The organism is Limnohabitans sp. DM1 (assembly GCF_001269385.1).
GTDB lineage: Bacteria > Pseudomonadota > Gammaproteobacteria > Burkholderiales > Burkholderiaceae_C > Limnohabitans_A.
In genome coordinates this window covers 62015-79664 of record NZ_CXOO01000025.1, presented here as the reverse complement: position 1 = coordinate 79664, position 17650 = coordinate 62015, and the positions used below count along the sequence as shown (strand labels likewise).

Here is a 17650-nt window from a genome sequence, read left to right as displayed (position 1 = left end):
GGGGATCAACACTGCGTAAATCTGCGTAGCAAGTGAGTTGGCTTTTGACTTTTTGGCACAAATGAGGGTCGGCATGGCGGCTGTTCAGCGTAAATGCTTCCAGGCTTTGTGCTGCAAAGCCTGCGCCACGCTGACCGAACGTTGCCCTGGAATGATCTGAAAAGACGCGCCGGCTTGCAAACGGCCCGTTTGGTCCACCGCCAAATAAAAGCCACAGCGCCCGCTTTGCACCATGTCCTTGGCGGCCTGGGCGTAACCCATGACGGCGTTGAACTTGCCGCAGGGCTCGCGCGGCTGGGTCACGCGCAGGACCACGTCGCCAAAGTCCAGGCGGTCGCCCACGAAAAGGTCTTGTTCGCGCACGCCTTGCAGGCTCAGGTTCTCACCCAAATAGCCCGGTGCCAAAGCTTCTTCAAACATCGTCGCGCCCTGGGCCTGCCGCTGGGCCTGCCACCAGACCAGGTGCTCTGATGGCAAGGCGTACACCGCTTTGCTCAGGCCCCCATGCACCGACAAGTCGGCCTGTTCGTCACCGGCCAGACCCAAAACGGCGACCTCGATGGGGCCAGAAACAGCGGTTTTGCCAATGGCCGACACCAGTTTGCGCCCGCCCACCATGAGGGGGCGAACCTGGCCGATTTGGATGGCCAGCAGCGTGCCCGACAAACCGGACTGCAAAGTGGATTGCATGGGCCTTTCAGCCGCGCATCAAGGCTTCGATCTCGTCGGCCTTGACCGGCACACCGCGCGTGATCAACTCGCAACCCGTGGCGGTCACGATGGCGTCGTCTTCGATGCGGATGCCGATGTTGTGGAACTTTTTGGGCACGCCGGGTGCCGGGCGCACATACAAGCCCGGCTCGATGGTCAGGACCATGCCGGGCTGCAGGATGCGGCTGGGGCGGTCCTTGATGATCTCGCCGCTCAGCGGGTCTTTGCGTTCGTTGATCTGGCCCACCTGCGAGGGCTCGACATAGCTGCCGCAGTCGTGCACGTCCATGCCCAGCCAGTGGCCGGTGCGGTGCATGTAAAACTGGAAATAGCTGCGGTTGGCGATCACGTCTTGCGCGTTGCCCACCTTGTCCTTGTCGAGCAGGCCGACATCGAGCAGGCCCTGCGCCAGCACAGCCACGGTGGCCTCGTGCGGATCGACAAAACGGGCACCCGCTTTGGTGGCGGCCACGGCAGCGTCTTGCGAGGCCAGCACCAAGTCGTACAAAGCGCGTTGTGGCCCAGTGAATGTGCCGTTGGCCGGGAAGGTGCGGGTGATGTCGCTGGCGTAACCGTCCAGCTCGCAACCGGCATCGATCAGCACCAAGTCGCCGTTTTGGATCAAGGCGGTGTCGGCGCGGTAATGCAACACGCAGGCATTGGCACCACCCGCCACGATCGAGCCGTAAGCCGGGTACTGCGAACCGCTTTGGCGGAACTCGTGCAGCAACTCGGCGTCCAGGTGGTATTCGCGCACTTCTTGCCCCGCTCGCAGCATGGCCGCGCTGCGCTGCATGGCGCGGATGTGGGCGCGGGCGCTGATGGCGCTGGCGCGGCGCATGATGCCCTGCTCGTGCGCGTCTTTCACCAGGCGCATCTCGTCGAGCAAGCTGCACAAATCGCGCTGCTGCTCGGGGCACAAAGCGCCGTAACGCACCCGCGCACGCACCGACTGCAACCAGCCGTTCACCAGGCTTTCCAGCCCGGTATGGATGGCAAAGGGGTACCACACGGTGCTGCGGTTTTCCAGCAGTTTGGGCATGTGCGCGGCCATCTCGCCAATGGGCAAGGCACGGCTCACGCCCAAAGCAGCGGGTGCCGCGTCTGGCCCCAAACGGATGCCGTCCCAGATTTCGCGCTCCAGGTCTTTGGGCTGACAAAACAGCGTGCACTCACCCTCGGCCGTGATCACCAGACTGGCGTGGGGCTCGGTGAACCCGGTCAGGTAATAAAAGTAACTGTCGTGCCGGTACAGGTAATCGCTGTCGCGGTTGCGCTGGCGCTCGGGCGCGGTGGGGATGATGGCGATCCCGCCTGCGCCCAGTTGGGCAGCGAGGCGGGCACGGCGTTGGGCGTAGAGGGCGTTGGAAGTCATCGGGCCATTGTAGGAGAGCCGTCAAAACGCCAGTGATAAGCCAGCCATTTGCCTGTTAAATGCACGCACAGAGGCGGGCCTTTGCGCCACCATGAAATGGGTACGACCTGCGCGCGCTGGGCTGCCATTCACCCCGGTTTTTGAGCGGAGGGTTTCGGTGAGACTTTATATGTTGCAGCCAGCCAGCCAGCCAGCCAGCCAGCCTTGACGGTGGCGGTGGCGGTGGCGGTGGCGGTGGCGGTGGCGGTGGCGGTGGCGGTGGCGGGGGCGGTGTCCACAGCCTCCACTTCACCCTTCCACTTGGCCACATCGCCCGCAGGGTCGCCTGCGAGTTTGCTGGCTGGCACCAGAGCAAAAAACACAGTGGCGCGTCAATATTGGCTTTGGTGTCTTGCATGGATGAGAGCTTTTGCAACTCTGCACGAGCGTTCGCCATGTCCATGTCCAGCTGAGAGCAGTCAAGGTCGGCGTATTTTCGTGGGACACGTAGGAAGCGGAGCCAAAGTTTTCCATGCGCCAAGATGTTGTAGGTCGGCGGTCAAAGACCCCGAAAAGGGGCATGTGCCCAAACTCATTACGTCGGACTCTGCGAGTGCCGACCTGCGAGATGGCACATCTCACACATTTCAAACTTCAGCGTGCCGGATCCATAAAGAAGGACAGAGCGGGTCGGCGCAAGAGCTTTTTTGGCATTTGCACAGTCGTTCCACAAGGGATTGTGACAAGTGCCATGAATGCGTTTAAACTGAGCAGTCACAAAATGGATTTAAAAGTAAAAATCAATCCCGCCATGCTCCACAGATCCTTGCTTTACCTGTTTTTCGTCTTGGCCACGGTGGACGCACACGCCGCTACACCTTCCTGCCCTGCCTTGCTCAACCACACGGTGGAACGCTTGCAAGACGAAAAGCCACAGTCTTTGTGCCAATACAGCGGCAAGGTCTTGCTGGTCGTGAACACGGCCAGTTTTTGTGGATTCACCTCGCAGTACAAAGGGCTGGAAGCGTTGCACAGCCAATACCAGAGCAAGGGCCTGGTGGTGTTGGGTTTTCCTTCCAACGATTTTTCTCAAGAAACAGGCAGCAACCAACAAATTGCCGAGTTTTGCAACAACACTTTCGGGGTGAAGTTCCCGATGTTCACCAAGACGGTGGTTTCAGGGGCCGGCGCCTCGCCTTTTTACAAACAACTGTTGGCCGAATCGGGTCAAAAACCGCGCTGGAACTTCTACAAATACCTGATTGGGCGTGACGGCAAAGTGGTCGACAGCTACAGCAGCATGACCGGGCCAGACAGCAAAAGCTTGATCGCGGCCATCGAAAAATCACTCCAAAAAACTGCACCATGAGCGCACGCATGAAATTGGCCATCGTCGGTTCAGGCATTTCAGGCCTGGCTGTGGCCCACACCCTGAAAGGCCAGGCAGACATCACGGTGTTTGAGGCGGGTCATTATTTTGGTGGGCACACCCACACTGTGGACATCACTTTGCCCACTTCGCAAGGGCCCCTCACGCATGGGGTGGACACGGGGTTTTTGGTGTTCAACGAGCGCACCTATCCGAACCTGATCCAGTTGTTTGAAGACCTTCAGGTGGAAACCGCACCTTCAGACATGTCTTTTTCAGTCAAGGTGCCTGGTGCTTTGGGCGGGCGGGCACTGGAGTGGAGCGGCAGCGATCTGAACACCGTGTTTGCGCAGCGCCGCAATCTGGTCAACCCCCGCTTTTGGCGCATGCTGGCCGATGTGCTGCGATTCAATGCCTTGTGCACCCGCATCGCCAAGGCGCAGCGCGAAACTGAGCTGCAACAGCCTTTGATCGAATTTTTGCGGCAGCACAAGTTCAGCGATGCATTTCGTGACTGGTATTTCCTGCCCATGCTCGGCTGCATCTGGAGCTGCCCCACCGATCAGATGTTGCAGTTTCCCGTGGCCACCATGATCCGGTTTTGTCACAACCATGGGCTGATTCAGGTCACCCAGCGCCCCCAGTGGTTCAGCGTGGTCGGCGGCGCCCGTCATTACGTGGACAAGATTTTGGACGGTGTGCCGGACAAGCGCCTGAACACCCCGGTGCGCCTGATTGAGCGCCATGACGCAGGGGTGCGCATCTTGACAGACCATGGGGCCGAGCCCTTTGATGCCGTCGTGGTGGCCACCCACACCGATCAGGCCTTGGGCATGCTGACTGAGCCCAGCCGTCTGGAGCGCGAGGTGCTGGGGGCCATCCGCTACCAGGACAACCATGCGGTGCTGCACACCGATGCCTCTGTCTTGCCCGCCAACGCCAAAGCCTGGGCCGCCTGGAACTATGAGCGCGCAGCCAGGGATGACCGCGAATCATCACGCGTGTGCCTGCATTACCTGCTCAATCGCCTGCAGCGCATTCCTTTCAGTCAGCCGGTGGTGGTATCGCTCAACCCCGTGCAAGACATTCGCGCTGACACCATCCTGGGTGAATACGACTATGCGCACCCGGTGTTTGACATGCCGGCCATTGCGGCGCAACAACGCCTGCCCTTGCTGCAAGGCCAGCGCCACACCTGGTTTGCCGGGGCTTGGGCGGGATACGGCTTTCATGAAGATGGGCTCAAGTCGGGCATGCAGGTGGGGCGCGCACTGCTGGCCAAAATCAAGGCGAACAAGGGCGCATGAACAACACGGGCGCAATGATTGGCTGGGGGCAGGTGCGCCACACACGGCATCGCCCTGCCCATCATGTGTTTGCCTACCCCACGGCTTTTTTGATGTTGCCCATGCGTCAGTTGCAAGCCCATCCGGCTGGCGCTTTGGCGGTCAACCGCCGCGCCTGGTTTGCCTTTCACGATGTGGACCATGGCGATGGCCGCAGCGCTGCCCAAGGCGGTGCCTTGGCCTGGCTGGATGAACTTTTGCAGCGTGAAGGCATTGCCGATGCCAGCGGCGAAGTGTGGTTGCAGTGCTTTCCCCGTGTGCTGGGACACGCCTTCAAGCCCGTGAGCTTTTGGTATGCACAGCGCCAGGATGGCACGCTGGCGGCCATCGTGGCCGAGGTCAACAACACCTTTGGTGAGCGGCACTGCTACTTGTTGCCCGCCCCTCAATATGGCCACACGCAGCGGACCGATAAAGTGTTTCACGTTTCGCCGTTTTGTGATGTGCAAGGCCACTACGAGTTTCGTTTCATGCGCACGCAGCACCTGGGTCAGCCCCGTGTTGTGGCGCGTGTCGATCACGCCGACGCCGAGGGTCTGTTGATACAGACCAGTTGGAGCGGCACGCTCGAGCCGGCGAGCCGCAACGCCTTGCGCCGTGTGATGTGGCGATTTCCGCTGCTCACACTGGGCGTGGTGTTTCGCATCCATTGGCATGCACTGCGTTTGTGGCTCAAAAAAGTGCCGTTTTGGCGCAAGCCGCAAGCACCCCAAGAATTTGTGACCCGATGACCACAGGAGAGAGCCTTTTGGACAGTACCGCAACCCCCCCTGAGTTGAGCCGGACCTTCAAGCCTGCCAGTTTGCCCAAAGCGGCACGTCAAGTCATTCGCTGGCTAGAGCGCCTGAAAGTGGGCACGCTGAGCCTGCACGGACCCGATGGCTCGCAACAGGTTTTTGGCACACACCAGGCGCCCTTTGCCGCCTTGCACATCCAGCGCTGGGAGGTGTGCGCTGCGGTGCTCAAGTCGGGCGACATCGGATTTGCCGAAGGCTATATGGCCGCCGACTGGAACACGCCTTCATTGCCCGATTTGCTGCGTTTGTTCATTGCCAACCGGCGGGAACTCGAAGGTGCCATTTATGGCCACTGGCTGGGGCGCTTGGCTTACCGCGTCAAGCATTGGCTCAACCGCAACAACCGCACCAACAGCCGTAAAAACATCCATGCCCACTACGACCTGGGCAACGCGTTTTACGAAATCTGGCTGGACAGCACCATGAACTACTCGTCGGCTTGGTTCGACGGTGACAAAACCCAGCCCATGGCCGATGCGCAAAAGGCCAAGGTACGCCGTGCCTTGCGCATGGTCAACGCCCAGCCGGGTGACCGGATTCTGGAGATCGGCTGCGGCTGGGGGGCATTGGCCGAATCGGCCACCACCGAATTTGGCGCGCACCTGACGGGCGTCACGCTGTCAACGGAGCAACTGGCATTTGCGCAGACACGCATGAAATGGCAGGGCTGCACCGATCGGTCCGATCTGCGCCTGCAGGACTACCGCGACATTCAGGATGCGCCCTTTGATGCCATCTGCTCCATCGAGATGATTGAAGCGGTCGGCCAAGCCTATTGGCCCACCTATTTTCAGACAGTGAGTCGCTTGCTCAAACCCGGTGGCCGGGCGTGTATCCAGAGCATCACCATCGACGACAGCTTGTTTGAGCGCTACGTGAATTCGACCGATTTCATCCAGCAATACATTTTTCCGGGCGGCTGCCTGCCCAGCCCCAGCGAGTTTCGCAAGCAGGCCCAGGCGGCTGGCTTGCAGGTGGTCGATGAGCTGAAGTTCGGCCCCGACTACGCCGAAACCCTGCGCCGCTGGCGCGACAGCTTCATGGGCCATTTGAACGATGTGCGTTTGCTGTCATTTGATGACCGCTTTGTGCGCCTTTGGGAGTTTTACCTGGCCTATTGCGAGGCCGCGTTTGACGAGGCCAACATCGACGTCATCCAGTTCACCTTGGTCAAGCCGAACTGACAACCCGGACCACAGCGATGCACCCCTACCCAGATCAGCCACAGGCAGTTCACCCGCAACTGCCCACTCAGTTCATGCACTGCGCAAGCGGCGCTGTGTACGCGCAGCCGTGGTCACTTTGGGCTGGGCGAGTGCTGGGGGGCGCGGTGCTGTGGGCGGCTTTCAGTGGTGCAAGCTGGGCGCAAGCGTCTGGCACGGCAAACACCACGTCAAGTAACACGACAACCGAGGCGAGCAGACCCGAAGTCACCGCCCTCAGTGGCGTCAAGCCCTCTGCCTTGGTGCGTTTGCGGGTCTGGGGGTTTGAGGTGTATGACGCCCGGCTGTGGACGCCCTCGGGTTTTCGATACAACGCCTACGCACAGCAGCCTTTTGCACTGGAATTGCAATACCTGCGGCGGCTGGAGGGGGCGCAGATTGCCAGCCGCTCCATTGATGAAATGCGCCGTGTGGGCAGCTTCACGGATGCCCAGGCACAAACTTGGCTGGCTGAAATGCGCGCCCTATTTCCCAACGTCGGTGCGGGTGACCGCATCACGGGTGTGAACCAGCCCGGCCAGGGGGCTGAATTTTGGGTCAACGGGCGGCGTGTGGGCCGGGTCAACGACGCACTTTTTGCGCGCCTGTTTTTTGGCATCTGGCTGGACGAACGCAGTTCGGAGCCAGAGATGCGCACCAAGATGCTGCAAGGCCTGACGCCATGAGTGCCCCCATGGCCTTGCAGCCCCGAGACGAGCGCATGGCTGCGGCCTCATATGGTCTGTTGGGTTTGCCGCTGGCCTTTGTGGCCCTGCCCGTTTATGTGCACTTGCCCAATCTGTATGCCCAGCAATACGGCGTGCCCCTGGCCGCTTTGGGGGCGGTGCTCTTGTTCAGCCGAGGTGTGGATGCCGTGGTCGATCCCTGGCTGGGGCGCTGGGGGGATCGCTTGTACCGTCGCAGTTGGCAGGCGGTTTGGGTGGCCGCCCTGTGCCTGGCTTTGGCGCTGATTTCAGGGTTTGTCGCCTTGTTTTTCCCACCCGCCGAACACCTGAGCACCGCGCAGTTGTTGCTGTGGGTGGCGGGGGCGCTCACGCTGAGTCACCTGGCTTACAGCGGGCTGGGCATCTTGCACCAGGCCTGGGCAGCGCGGCAGGGAGGTGGCGGTTTGGCGCAAAGCCGCTGGGTGGCTTGGCGCGAAGGCTTTGCCTTGGTGGGGGTGTTGCTGGCGTCCGCCTTGCCTGCTCTTTGGGGCTGGCCGCTCACGACCAGTTTGCTGGTGCTTTTGTTGGCCTTGGGCTTGTTGGCCTGGCGGCGCACGGCCGGTTTGGCTGCCGAGCGCGAACGCCAACAGGCGCAATCATCACCCGCTGAGGACCGCGCTGCTGAGTCAGGTGTGAGCCTGTGGCAGCCCTGGAAATACGCGGATTTTCGCCGTTTGTTGGCCGTCTTCATGCTCAACGGACTGGCCAGTGCCGTGCCTGCGACCCTGGTGCTGTTTTTTGTGCAAGACCGTTTGCAAGCTCCCAAGGCCATGGAGCCCTTTTTTCTGGGCCTGTACTTTGCGGCTGGTGCCTTGTCTTTTCCTGTGTGGCTCAAGGTCATAGGCCGCATCGGTTTGCTCAAGACCTGGGCGCTGGGCATGGGGCTGTCCGTCTTGGCATTTGTCAGCGTCATCGGCCTGGGGGCGGGTGACACCAGCGGTTTTTTGGTGGTGTGCGCAATGTCGGGCATGGCATTGGGTGCCGATCTGACCGTGCCCGGCGCATTGCTCAATCAGCTGATTGACCGCTGTGGTGAACGCGGCCGCAGCGACGGCGCCTTCATGGGGTGGTGGAACCTCGCCACCAAACTGAATTTGGCCTTGGCGGCGGGCCTGTCTTTGCCCCTGTTGGGGTTGTGGGGCTATGCCCCGGGCCAACAAGACGAACAGGCCTTGCTGGCGCTGGGATGGGCTTATGGCGTCCTGCCCTGTGTCCTCAAGTTGCTGGCGGCAGGGGCTTTGTATGTCGCGCTGATGAGGCGCCGCGAACACAGCGCTGGGGCCGAAGTCACTACACGTTCAGAGGAGTAGAGCTGGATGCGCGCATATAGGCATGATGCCACCATGACACTCAACAAGGGAGCCAACACATGAGCACCATTATCGATCGTCGCAACGTTTTGGGTCGTCTGGGGGCTTGCGGCGCCCTGGCCGCCACGCCCTTTCTGTCTGGTTGTGCGGGGCCGCAGGTGCAAAGCTATGCACAAGAAAAGCCGCAACTCGATTTGCGCACTTACTTCAACGGCACCATCGACGCCTGGGGTGTTTTCACCGACCGCAGTGGTCAGGTGGTCAAGCGCTTCACGGTGGTCATGGACTGCAGTTGGCAAGGCGATGAAGGCGTGCTCGATGAAGCCTTCGTGTACTCAGATGGCACAAAACAGCGCCGGATTTGGCGACTCAAGGCGGGTGCAAATGGCGCCTACACCGGCCAGGCCGATGACGTGGTGGGGCAGGCCACTGGGCAAGTGAGCGGCAACGCTTTTCGTTGGGGCTACACCCTGGCGCTGCCTGTAGACGGGCGCGTGTGGCAAGTGGACTTTGACGACTGGATGTATTTGATGGATGCGCGGGTCATGCTCAACAAAGCCACCATGAGCAAATTCGGCATCAAGCTCGGAGAGGTGACCTTGTCCTTCACGCGCCGCACCCCCTTGCCAGGCTTGGCCGGGAATCAGCCATGAACGCCGCATCGCCTGTTTTGGTGCCCAAGGCGTCACCCGGCGTGGCCCACGCGCAAACCCCTGCAGCGCGCCGCTGGTACCAGCTCAATCCACCCATGCGCAGCTGGGCAGGGCAGCGCGTGTGGCTGGTGGGGGCCTCGTCGGGCATTGGGCTGGCGTGTGCCCAGGCACTGCGCGCTGCGGGTGCTGTGGTGTTGGTGTCCGCCCGTCATCCGCAGGGGGTGCAAGACTGGGCCGCGCAAGACCCCGGTGTGCAATGGCACCCGCTGGATGTCACGGTACATGCCGATGTGCAGGCCACTGCACGCCGCATCCTGGCCGATGGGCCGATTGATTTGCTGGTGTACGCAGCCGGTTACTACCGCGCCCAACGCGCCACAGCGCTGAATTTGCAGGATTTGTTGCAGCACGACCAGGTCAATTACCAAGGGGCCTTGTTGGTCCTGGATGCCGTGCTGCCTGACATGCTGGCCCAGCAGCGCGGACACATCAGTGTGCTCAGCAGCGTGGCGGGCTGGCGCGGCTTGCCCAATGGTCTGGCCTACGGCCCCACCAAGGCGGCGCTGACCCATTTGGCTGAAACGCTGTACATGGATTTGCAGGACCAGGGCATCGGTGTGAGCGTGATCAACCCGGGCTTTGTGGCCACCCCGCTGACGGCGCAAAACCAGTTCACCATGCCCGCCTTGCTCAAGCCCGAACAGGCCGCGCAGGAAATGCTGTGGGGTTGGGCGCGCGGCCAATTTGACATCCATTTTCCGCGTCGCTTCACGGTGTGGCTCAAACTGCTCCGGTTGCTGCCTTACCGCTTGTATTTCCCCTTGGTGCGCAAGTTCACAGGGCTGTGAGAGACAGGCCCGCGTGGACCCTCCAAACTGATCGACAACCATGAACTCACGACAAGCCACCCAGGACCTGGTCACGTTTTTTGAAACGCTGTCGCCCGACAGCTTGGGGCAATTGCACACGGTCTACGAGGCGCAAGCGCGTTTCAAGGACCCCTTCAACGAGGTGCAAGGGCTGCCCGAAATTGAGAGAATCTTTCGGCACATGTACGTGGCCCTGGGGCAGCCGCACTTTGTCATCACCGGGCAAGTGGTCGATGGGGATCAGGCCTTTTTGACCTGGGAGTTTCGCTTTCGCTTCAAGCGCTTTGACACGCACACGCTTCAAACCGTGCGTGGCGCCAGCCATGTGGTGTTCAACGGACAGGGGTTGGTCACCTTGCACCGTGATTACTGGGATGCGGCCGAAGAGTTGTATGAAAAACTGCCGGTGCTCGGTGGCTTCATGCGTTGGCTCAAAAAGCGCGCGAACAGTGTGTGATTCGGCGCCGTGATGTTCACGCTGCCGTGGGCGCTATTGATTCGGCCCGATGAAGTCCAAGCCGTGTGTTGCCCGTTGGGAGGATTTAGTGGGAGCTTGCCAGCCAAGCGAAAAGCCTGTGGTCCACATGCGTCTGATCGCCAGCAGGGCTAGCTCCCACAAGGTGCAAGTTTGAAGTCACCCTGCAGACTTTACTGGGCCGGATCAATAGGAGCGGCGCACCGCCTCGATGAAATCCCGCAGACCACCACCCATCACCCCGAGGGCGATGATGGCCATAAATTCACGCGGAGCTTGCGCCAGCTTTAAACGGCTACGGTGTCGATGAAGCTTTGGCGTTGCGACAGTTTGTCGTGGAGCCTGTGCAAATTGGGGTAGTCGCCGCGCCAGTCAATGCTGGCAAAGCGCAAATCCAGATAGCCCAGGGCGCAGCCCACGGCAATGTCAGACAGACTCAGGTGAATGCCCGAGCAAAAGGGCTTGTCACCCAGGCCTTGGCTCATGGCGCGTAAAGCGTGCTGAATCTTGTTCAGCTGGCGGTCGATCCAGGCTTGGCTGCGCTCGCTGTCCAGACGACCCGCCCAAGCTTGTTCCATGCGGGCCAAATAGGCAGCATCGGTCAAACCATCGGACAGGGCTTCCCAGGTTTTGACTTCGGCGCGCTCACGCCCAGCCGGGGGAATGAGTTTGCCCACAGGGGACAGCGTGTCCAGGTATTCCACGATGACGCGAGAATCGAACACAGCCTCATGGCCTTCCATGATCAGGCAGGGCACTTTGCCTAAAGGGTTGGATTCGTGGATGGTGGTTTGATCGGACATCACATCTTCGATCACGAATTGGTAGTCCAGTTTTTTTTCGGCCATGACAACGCGTACTTTGCGCACATAAGGACTGGTGACGGAGCCGATGAGTTTCATAAAAATTTAAACGGGTGATTCTGTAAAAAGAAACAAACTTGATTCTAGGTGAAGGCAGCTGACAATTTTGGGGTCCCCCCCTTTTTGGAGAGGGCGCGACGGGTCTCAAGTGGTGGGAATTACAATCCAATGATGAATTTTTCCCCTATTTCCGCCCTGTCACCGCTGGATGGCCGTTACGCCAGCAAACTCAACAAGCTGCGCCCGCTCATGAGTGAGCAAGGTTACATGCACCGGCGCGTGCAGGTCGAGATCGCCTGGTTTATTGCCTTGTCTGATGCCGGTTTTGTGGAGTTCAAGCCTTTGTCGCTCGGCGCGCGCGCTTACTTGACCGCTTTGGTCAAAAATTTCAACCAAAGCGATGCCGAAGCCATCAAAGCGTTTGAAAAGGTCACCAACCACGACGTGAAGGCCGTGGAGTACTGGATCAAATCCAAGTTTCAGGACCGTCCCGAACTGGAAAAAGTCGCCGAATTTGTGCACTTTGCCTGCACCAGTGAAGACATCAACAACACCAGCCACGCCTTGCAGCTCAAGGGCGCGCGCGCCCAAGTGATCTTGCCCGGGCTGGACGGCTTGATTGCCAAATTGCGCGAGATGGCGCACAGCTTTGCCGAAGTCCCCATGCTCAGCCGCACCCACGGCCAGACCGCCAGCCCCACCACCGTGGGCAAGGAAATGGCCAACGTGGTGATGCGTCTGAAGGGCTGCCGCGACAAAATCGCAGCCGTTGCGCTCATGGGCAAGATGAACGGTGCTGTGGGCAACTACAACGCCCACCTGTCGGCCTGGCCTGACTTTGACTGGGAAGCCTTTGCACGGAAAGTGGTGGAGACGCCCGAGCTGGGTGAGACGCAGGCGAGCCAATGGGGCTTGGGGCTCACTTTCCAGCCCTACAGCATCCAGATCGAGCCGCACGACTACATGGCCGAGCTGTTTGACGCTGTGGCCCGCAGCAACACCATCTTGATCGACCTCTCGCGTGACATCTGGGGTTATGTGAGTTTGGGTTACTTCAAGCAGCGCTTGAAAGCCGGCGAGATCGGGTCTTCCACCATGCCGCACAAGGTCAACCCGATTGACTTCGAAAACGCCGAAGGCAACCTGGGCTTGGCCAACGCCGTGCTCAAGCACCTGAGCGAGAAGCTGCCCATCAGCCGCTGGCAGCGTGACCTGACCGATTCCACGGTGCTGCGCAACATGGGCGTGGGCCTGGGCTACACCGCATTGGCCTATGCCTCGCTCATGACGGGCCTGAACAAGCTCGAATTGAACGAAGAGGCGCTGGCCGCCGACCTGGATGCGGCCTGGGAAGTGCTGGCCGAACCCATTCAGACCGTGATGCGCCGCTATGGCGTGCAGGGTGCCTATGAAAAGCTCAAGGAAGTCACGCGCGGCCGGGCCGTGAGCGCTGCAGACCTGCATGGCTTGATTGAGGCCTTGGAGATCCCGCAAGCCGACAAGGACCGCTTGCTGGCCATGACGCCGGGCAGCTATGTAGGCAAGGCTGCTGAACTGGCCCGCCGGGTTTGAGTAGATTGAAACAGGTCACCATGATGTCAAGGTGGCGACTGGGGCGATACTTATACAAATTGAACATCAGATCTTCAATTTGTATAAACGGATGCTTCGCCGATTCCGGCAATTTGTATTGATTTACGGCGGCGAATTGTCTGGCCTGCGCAACGGCGTTCAGCTGTTGAGCTGGCGGATGCTGGCCCGCAAAGACTGAAAACCATGGCCCTCAAATCCACCATCTACAAAGCCAACCTGTCGATCGCCGACATCGACCACAGCTATTACGAAGACCACCAGCTCACGCTGGCGCGGCACCCCAGCGAAACCGATGAGCGCATGATGATCCGCCTGCTGGCGCTGGCCATCAACGCTTACAAGCTGCAAGCCGTGTGCAAAGGTGATGGCAAGCTGGCCTTTGGTGCGGGTCTGTCCGACCCGGATGACCCGGACGTCAGCTTGCGCGACTTCACGGGCCAAACACGGATGTGGATCGAGGTGGGCCAGCCCGAAGACAAGCCCATCATGAAAGCCTGCCAAAAGGCCGATGAGGTGCTGCTGTACTGCTTCAACCACGCAGCCGAAGTGTGGTGGAAAGGCATCGAGACCAAGCTCACTCGCCTGGACAAACTGCAGGTCTGGCGTGTGCCCACCGAAGGCTCGCAAGAACTGGCCAAACTGGCCGAGCGCAGCATGCAGCTGCAGGCCACGGTGCAGGAGGGTTCGGTCACTTTCAGCAGCGATAAGGGCAGTGTGCACATCGAGCTGGTTCGCTGGAAATAAAAATCCCGCAACATGGCGCCAGTAAGACGCGGACGCGCTTGCCGTTCAGCGTTGTGTTTGCATCTCGCGCACCAGCGCCTGAACATGGCGCAGGCGGGTGTCGACGATGGAGGCTTCGATGTGATCGCCTGCGACCAAGCGGTGGTTACGGGCCCAGTCTTGCGCTGCTCGAAAGCGGTCCAGCGCGCCGGTCCAGTCCATGCGGGCCATTTGCGCTTCACCTTCGGCCCGAAGTGATGCCAAGGCCATGCCCTGGGCGGCCAGCAAGCTGGCCAGGGTATTCCAGGCTTGGGCGTCCTGGGGGGCTTGCTGCACCAGTTCGCGCAAGGTGCCGATGACCTCGTTGCGCATGGGCTGCGGCGGCAGGCGCACCAAGGCCTGCGCGGTCGCGATCAGCTCCGGGCGCGCCAATGCCGTGCCCGGTGAAGAGGGCTGCAAGAGGCTCAGCACTGCTCCAAAGCGTTCTTGCCGTGCGGCCATTTCCGCTTTGAGCAAGCGCACCAGGCGTTTGGCAGGCTCTGCATCAGAGGCCTGCACCCGTCGCTCCAGGTGTTGCAGGCTGCGCTCGGCTGATGCCGCATCGCCAAGCTGCAGGTGGGCCAGCGTGGCGGCATACAAAGCGCCCACCTGTTGGGCCGGTGTGGCCTGGGGCGAGTTGATTTTGCTGTCCTGCGTCCAGGCCTTGAGCGCATCGACGTTGTGGTGTGACATCACCCGCGCACGGGCGGCCAGCATGCTTTGGGTCAGGTCAGGCGCCACGGGTGACGCAGCGTTGTTCAGTTGCTGGCGTGCTTGCATGTCGGCGATGCGCTCGGTCGTCAAGGGGTGGCTGCGCAGATAGGGATAGGCGCTGTTGTCGTTCATGCCCGCAGCCTGCTGTAGTTTGGCAAACATGCTGACAAACCCCCGAGTGTCGTAGCCTGCATCGCTCAAAATGCTGTAACCCACGCGGTCAGCTTCGCGCTCCATGTCACGTGAATAACTCAGCTGTGACTGCACCGCCGCTGCTTGCCCGCCCACAATCAGGGCCTGCGCACCCTGGGCGCTTTTGCTGGCGGCCAGAACACCCAAGATCATGGAGCCAATCACCCAGGGCGTCATCTTGCTTTGGTCGTCCATCGACCGTGCAATGTGGCGCTGTGTGACGTGACTGAGCTCATGCGCCAGAACCGAGGCCAATTCGTCATTCGAGGTGACCACGGCAATCAAGCCCAGATGCACGCCCAAATAGCCCCCGGGCAGCGCAAACGCATTCACCGAGCGGTCGCGGCCCAACAAAATGCGCCATGCAAAACGCTCTTGCAGATCGGGTGACAACTCGCCGCGTGCGGCGGCTGCCTTGACCAGTGGCACCCACAGGCGCTGGATGTATTCATCGAGCACCGGGTCTTCCAGAAAATCAGGGTCGCGGTACAGCTCGCGTGCAATGCGGTCACCCAGCTGGCGCTCGGCGCCCAAGGAGATGCTTTCGCCGTGGCCCAGGGTGGGCAGTACCTGCGGCCAAGCGGGTTGCAAACAAAGGGTGGCAGCCAGCACAGACAGCAGCAGTGGCGGTCGGAAAAATTTGTGTTTCACGTCAGAAAGTGTGCCATTCAATGGCCGTATGATGCGCCATTCTCGTGAATGATTTGTAAACAGAATTGAGCACCCTTGCGATGACAAAGCCCTCTGAAGTCTTGACCCATTTTGATGCCCAAGGCCAAGCCCACATGGTGGATGTGGGCGCCAAGACGGCCACTCGCCGCATTGCAGTGGCTACGGGACGCATCGAGATGCTGCCTGCCACCTTGGCGCTGATCGAGTCGGGCACGGCGAAAAAAGGCGATGTGTTGGGCATCGCACGCATCGCAGGCATACAGGGCGCCAAAAAAACCAGCGACCTGATTCCCTTGTGTCACCCGATTGGCCTGACCCGCGTGGCCGTCGATTTTGAAATCTTGCCTTCGCAGCATGCCGTGGCCTGCACGGCCACGGCCGAAACGGTGGGCCAGACGGGCGTCGAAATGGAAGCCCTGACTGCCGTGCAGGTGGCTTTGTTGACGATCTATGACATGTGCAAGGCGGTGGACCGGGGCATGTCCATCAGCGGCGTGACCTTGTTGGAAAAGCACGGCGGCAAGTCGGGCAGTTTTGTGGCCGCCCGATGACCCTGGTTCTGACCGTTTTCGCTAGCGGTTTCACCGGCCACCGATCCCGCACGGCGAAGGTGCTCTGAGTTGTTCACTTTTCATTTGCCGACGGCTTATTTCATTGCAGGCCTTTTGTACTTGGTGATGCCACTGGGTGTCTGGCTGGCATTGATCAAACAGCGTTCGGCCATCATCAATTTGTGGTGCAGTGGCGGCTGGGTTTTTGGTGCGGGCTTGGTTTTACTGGGTTACCGTGCTCATTTGCCCGATTGGCTGACTTATGGGGTGGCCAATACATGCTTTTTTGTGGGCATTTCTTTGCGTGTGATCGCCTTGCGCCATGCTTTGCACAAGCCTTTGTATCTGACCCGTATATTTATCGGTGTGGTGCTTGCTGCTTTGGTCTATGCGTATTTCCACCATGTGCTGCGCAGCGAACAGCTTCGTTACAGCTGGGGCTCGGGCATCACCGCCGTATTGTTGTTGTGCTTGGCTTGGCTTGGCTTTGCGATTGGGCGGCAAGAAAAGAGCACCAGCGCGCGTTGGCTGGCTTCTTCGTACTTGGTTTTTGGCCTGGTCTTGAGCGTGCGGTCTGGGGGGGTGGCTCTGGACATATCCCAGGGTGACGCATTGAATGAGGATGTGTTGACCATGGTGATTGTTTTCCTGGGGGTGATGGGCGCCATCGTCGGCAACATCGGCTTCATGGGTATTTTTCTGGAGCGTCTGACGCGCCAGACGGGCCAGATGGCCATGGCCCAGGCACGCAATGAAGAAAGCTCCCGGCTGAGCCACCAGATCGCGCAGCTTGACCGCCGACGCAGCGTGGGCGAGATTGCCGCATCCCTGGCGCACGAGCTGAGTCAGCCGCTCACGAACATCTACCTCATCACCGAGCGCGCCCATCTGGAGGTGGAAAAAACCGGTGCCCAATCGGTGGATAAATACCTGAGCGACATTGAGCGCAATACCCAAAAAGCTGTCGATATCCTCAACCGCATCCGCAAATTCATTCAGTCCAAAGAGACCCAGTTTGAGCGGGTCAGCCTCAACCAGGTGGTCAAGGACATCATGGATCTGACCAACGATTGGATTCAGAAAGAAGCCGTGGATGTGAGCCTGCACCTGCCTGTGCAAGCGGTTTGGGTCATGGGCGATCCGGTACAGTTGTCACAAATCCTCATGAACATCTGCCGCAACGCCATCCAGGCCACGCAAGGGCAGGCCTATCGCCACATCGACCTGCGCATCTGGCGAGAAGCCGATCAGGCGCACTTGAGCATCAGCGATAACGGCATGGGACTCGCGCCCGAGGTGCTTGCCCAAGTGAGTACGGCGTTTTTCAGCACCAAAAGTGACGGGCTGGGCGTGGGCCTGTCCATCTCCAAGTCCATCGCCACGCACCATGGCGGCAGCCTGACGATCAGCAACGCCCCCCAAGGCGGCGCCGAGGTTCACCTCATCTTGCCTGCGGTGGTCTGACGGGCACCTGAGCGCTTAACCGCTCATG

The 17650-nt window shown here is 60.2% G+C and carries 18 protein-coding genes; 13 read left to right on the top strand and 5 right to left on the bottom strand.

All coding sequences use genetic code 11. From position 1 onward, the window contains the following. Positions 1-84 precede the first annotated feature (84 nt). The 3 genes from AMM33_RS09970 to AMM33_RS09960 form a co-directional block, all read right to left on the bottom strand. Positions 85-690 (bottom strand): MOSC domain-containing protein, encoded by a 606-nt coding sequence (locus AMM33_RS09970; protein ID WP_090140889.1) that lies wholly within the window; start codon positions 688-690, stop codon positions 85-87. A 7-nt stretch (positions 691-697) separates the two neighbouring features. Further along, positions 698-2086 carry an aminopeptidase P N-terminal domain-containing protein gene (locus tag AMM33_RS09965; protein WP_090140888.1) on the bottom strand — a complete coding sequence of 463 codons (1389 nt, stop codon included), beginning with the start codon at positions 2084-2086 and terminating at the stop codon, positions 698-700. Between the two features lie 128 nt (positions 2087-2214). Then, complete coding sequence (locus tag AMM33_RS09960) at positions 2215-2448, bottom strand: hypothetical protein (RefSeq protein ID WP_090140884.1); 234 nt, start codon at positions 2446-2448, stop codon at positions 2215-2217. 428 nt (positions 2449-2876) lie between these two features. Between AMM33_RS09960 and AMM33_RS09955 the strand changes: the two genes are divergently transcribed. The 9 genes from AMM33_RS09955 to AMM33_RS09915 all read left to right on the top strand — a co-directional run bounded on the left by AMM33_RS09955 (position 2877) and on the right by AMM33_RS09915 (position 10793). Further along, positions 2877-3434 carry a glutathione peroxidase gene (locus AMM33_RS09955; protein WP_228768061.1) on the top strand — a complete coding sequence of 186 codons (558 nt, stop codon included), beginning with the start codon at positions 2877-2879 and terminating at the stop codon, positions 3432-3434. Between the two features lie 8 nt (positions 3435-3442). After that, a complete protein-coding gene (locus AMM33_RS09950; protein WP_090140927.1) occupies positions 3443-4741 on the top strand; it encodes an NAD(P)/FAD-dependent oxidoreductase in 1299 nt (432 codons plus the stop codon). Continuing rightward, complete coding sequence (locus AMM33_RS09945; RefSeq protein ID WP_090140883.1) at positions 4738-5511, top strand: DUF1365 domain-containing protein; 774 nt, start codon at positions 4738-4740, stop codon at positions 5509-5511. The genes AMM33_RS09950 and AMM33_RS09945 overlap by 4 nt, the downstream gene beginning before the upstream one ends. After that, on the top strand, positions 5508-6761 hold the full coding sequence (locus AMM33_RS09940; protein ID WP_090140881.1) for a class I SAM-dependent methyltransferase: 1254 nt from the start codon (positions 5508-5510) through the stop codon (positions 6759-6761). Before AMM33_RS09945 ends, AMM33_RS09940 begins: the two co-directional genes overlap by 4 nt. Positions 6762-6778: 17 nt before the next feature. Next, a complete protein-coding gene (locus tag AMM33_RS09935) occupies positions 6779-7465 on the top strand; it encodes a chalcone isomerase family protein (protein WP_228768059.1) in 687 nt (228 codons plus the stop codon). After that, positions 7462-8814 (top strand): MFS transporter, encoded by a 1353-nt coding sequence (locus tag AMM33_RS09930; RefSeq protein ID WP_090140877.1) that lies wholly within the window; start codon positions 7462-7464, stop codon positions 8812-8814. The genes AMM33_RS09935 and AMM33_RS09930 overlap by 4 nt, the downstream gene beginning before the upstream one ends. 59 nt (positions 8815-8873) lie before the next feature. Continuing rightward, positions 8874-9467: a DUF3833 domain-containing protein gene (locus AMM33_RS09925; protein ID WP_090140875.1), complete on the top strand. Its 594-nt coding sequence runs from the start codon at positions 8874-8876 to the stop codon at positions 9465-9467. Positions 9468-9562: 95 nt separating this feature from the next. Further along, positions 9563-10315 carry an SDR family NAD(P)-dependent oxidoreductase gene (locus AMM33_RS09920; protein WP_228768064.1) on the top strand — a complete coding sequence of 251 codons (753 nt, stop codon included), beginning with the start codon at positions 9563-9565 and terminating at the stop codon, positions 10313-10315. 40 nt (positions 10316-10355) lie between these two features. After that, positions 10356-10793 (top strand): nuclear transport factor 2 family protein, encoded by a 438-nt coding sequence (locus AMM33_RS09915; RefSeq protein ID WP_090140871.1) that lies wholly within the window; start codon positions 10356-10358, stop codon positions 10791-10793. Positions 10794-11098: 305 nt separating this feature from the next. Here AMM33_RS09915 and AMM33_RS09910 read toward each other — a convergent pair whose 3' ends face one another. Next, the gene (locus AMM33_RS09910; protein WP_090140869.1) at positions 11099-11713 is read right to left on the bottom strand and encodes a glutathione S-transferase N-terminal domain-containing protein; all 615 of its coding nucleotides are present in this window, start codon (positions 11711-11713) and stop codon (positions 11099-11101) included. 132 nt (positions 11714-11845) lie between these two features. Between AMM33_RS09910 and purB the strand changes: the two genes are divergently transcribed. Together purB and AMM33_RS09900 are read left to right on the top strand one after the other, a co-directional pair. Next, positions 11846-13246, top strand: coding sequence for an adenylosuccinate lyase (gene purB / locus AMM33_RS09905; protein ID WP_090140924.1), 1401 nt, complete (start codon positions 11846-11848; stop codon positions 13244-13246). A gap of 204 nt (positions 13247-13450) precedes the next feature. After that, positions 13451-14011, top strand: a complete 561-nt coding sequence (locus tag AMM33_RS09900) for a YaeQ family protein (RefSeq protein WP_090140867.1) — start codon at positions 13451-13453, stop codon at positions 14009-14011. A 45-nt stretch (positions 14012-14056) separates the two neighbouring features. Here the strand turns inward: AMM33_RS09900 and AMM33_RS09895 are convergent, their stop codons facing one another. Next, a complete protein-coding gene (locus AMM33_RS09895; RefSeq protein WP_228768058.1) occupies positions 14057-15586 on the bottom strand; it encodes a M48 family metalloprotease in 1530 nt (509 codons plus the stop codon). Between the two features lie 80 nt (positions 15587-15666). On the opposite strand from AMM33_RS09895, the gene moaC reads away from it, so the two are divergent. Together moaC and AMM33_RS09885 are read left to right on the top strand one after the other, a co-directional pair. Then, entirely contained in the window at positions 15667-16158 is a 492-nt protein-coding gene (moaC, locus tag AMM33_RS09890) for a cyclic pyranopterin monophosphate synthase MoaC (protein WP_090140865.1), read from the top strand. 69 nt (positions 16159-16227) lie between these two features. Continuing rightward, complete coding sequence (locus AMM33_RS09885; protein ID WP_194945363.1) at positions 16228-17622, top strand: sensor histidine kinase; 1395 nt, start codon at positions 16228-16230, stop codon at positions 17620-17622. Positions 17623-17650: the final 28 nt, after the last annotated feature.

Coding starts and splice junctions, on each gene's coding strand:
- AMM33_RS09970 (WP_090140889.1), bottom strand. CDS start 690: ATGCAATCCACTTTGCAGTCCGGTTTGTCGGGCACGCTGCTGGCCATC.
- AMM33_RS09965 (WP_090140888.1), bottom strand. CDS start 2,086: ATGACTTCCAACGCCCTCTACGCCCAACGCCGTGCCCGCCTCGCTGCC.
- AMM33_RS09955 (WP_228768061.1), top strand. CDS start 2,877: ATGCTCCACAGATCCTTGCTTTACCTGTTTTTCGTCTTGGCCACGGTG.
- AMM33_RS09950 (WP_090140927.1), top strand. CDS start 3,443: ATGAAATTGGCCATCGTCGGTTCAGGCATTTCAGGCCTGGCTGTGGCC.
- AMM33_RS09945 (WP_090140883.1), top strand. CDS start 4,738: ATGAACAACACGGGCGCAATGATTGGCTGGGGGCAGGTGCGCCACACA.
- AMM33_RS09940 (WP_090140881.1), top strand. CDS start 5,508: ATGACCACAGGAGAGAGCCTTTTGGACAGTACCGCAACCCCCCCTGAG.
- AMM33_RS09935 (WP_228768059.1), top strand. CDS start 6,779: ATGCACCCCTACCCAGATCAGCCACAGGCAGTTCACCCGCAACTGCCC.
- AMM33_RS09930 (WP_090140877.1), top strand. CDS start 7,462: ATGAGTGCCCCCATGGCCTTGCAGCCCCGAGACGAGCGCATGGCTGCG.
- AMM33_RS09925 (WP_090140875.1), top strand. CDS start 8,874: ATGAGCACCATTATCGATCGTCGCAACGTTTTGGGTCGTCTGGGGGCT.
- AMM33_RS09920 (WP_228768064.1), top strand. CDS start 9,563: ATGCGCAGCTGGGCAGGGCAGCGCGTGTGGCTGGTGGGGGCCTCGTCG.
- AMM33_RS09915 (WP_090140871.1), top strand. CDS start 10,356: ATGAACTCACGACAAGCCACCCAGGACCTGGTCACGTTTTTTGAAACG.
- AMM33_RS09910 (WP_090140869.1), bottom strand. CDS start 11,713: ATGAAACTCATCGGCTCCGTCACCAGTCCTTATGTGCGCAAAGTACGC.
- purB (WP_090140924.1), top strand. CDS start 11,846: ATGAATTTTTCCCCTATTTCCGCCCTGTCACCGCTGGATGGCCGTTAC.
- AMM33_RS09900 (WP_090140867.1), top strand. CDS start 13,451: ATGGCCCTCAAATCCACCATCTACAAAGCCAACCTGTCGATCGCCGAC.
- moaC (WP_090140865.1), top strand. CDS start 15,667: ATGACAAAGCCCTCTGAAGTCTTGACCCATTTTGATGCCCAAGGCCAA.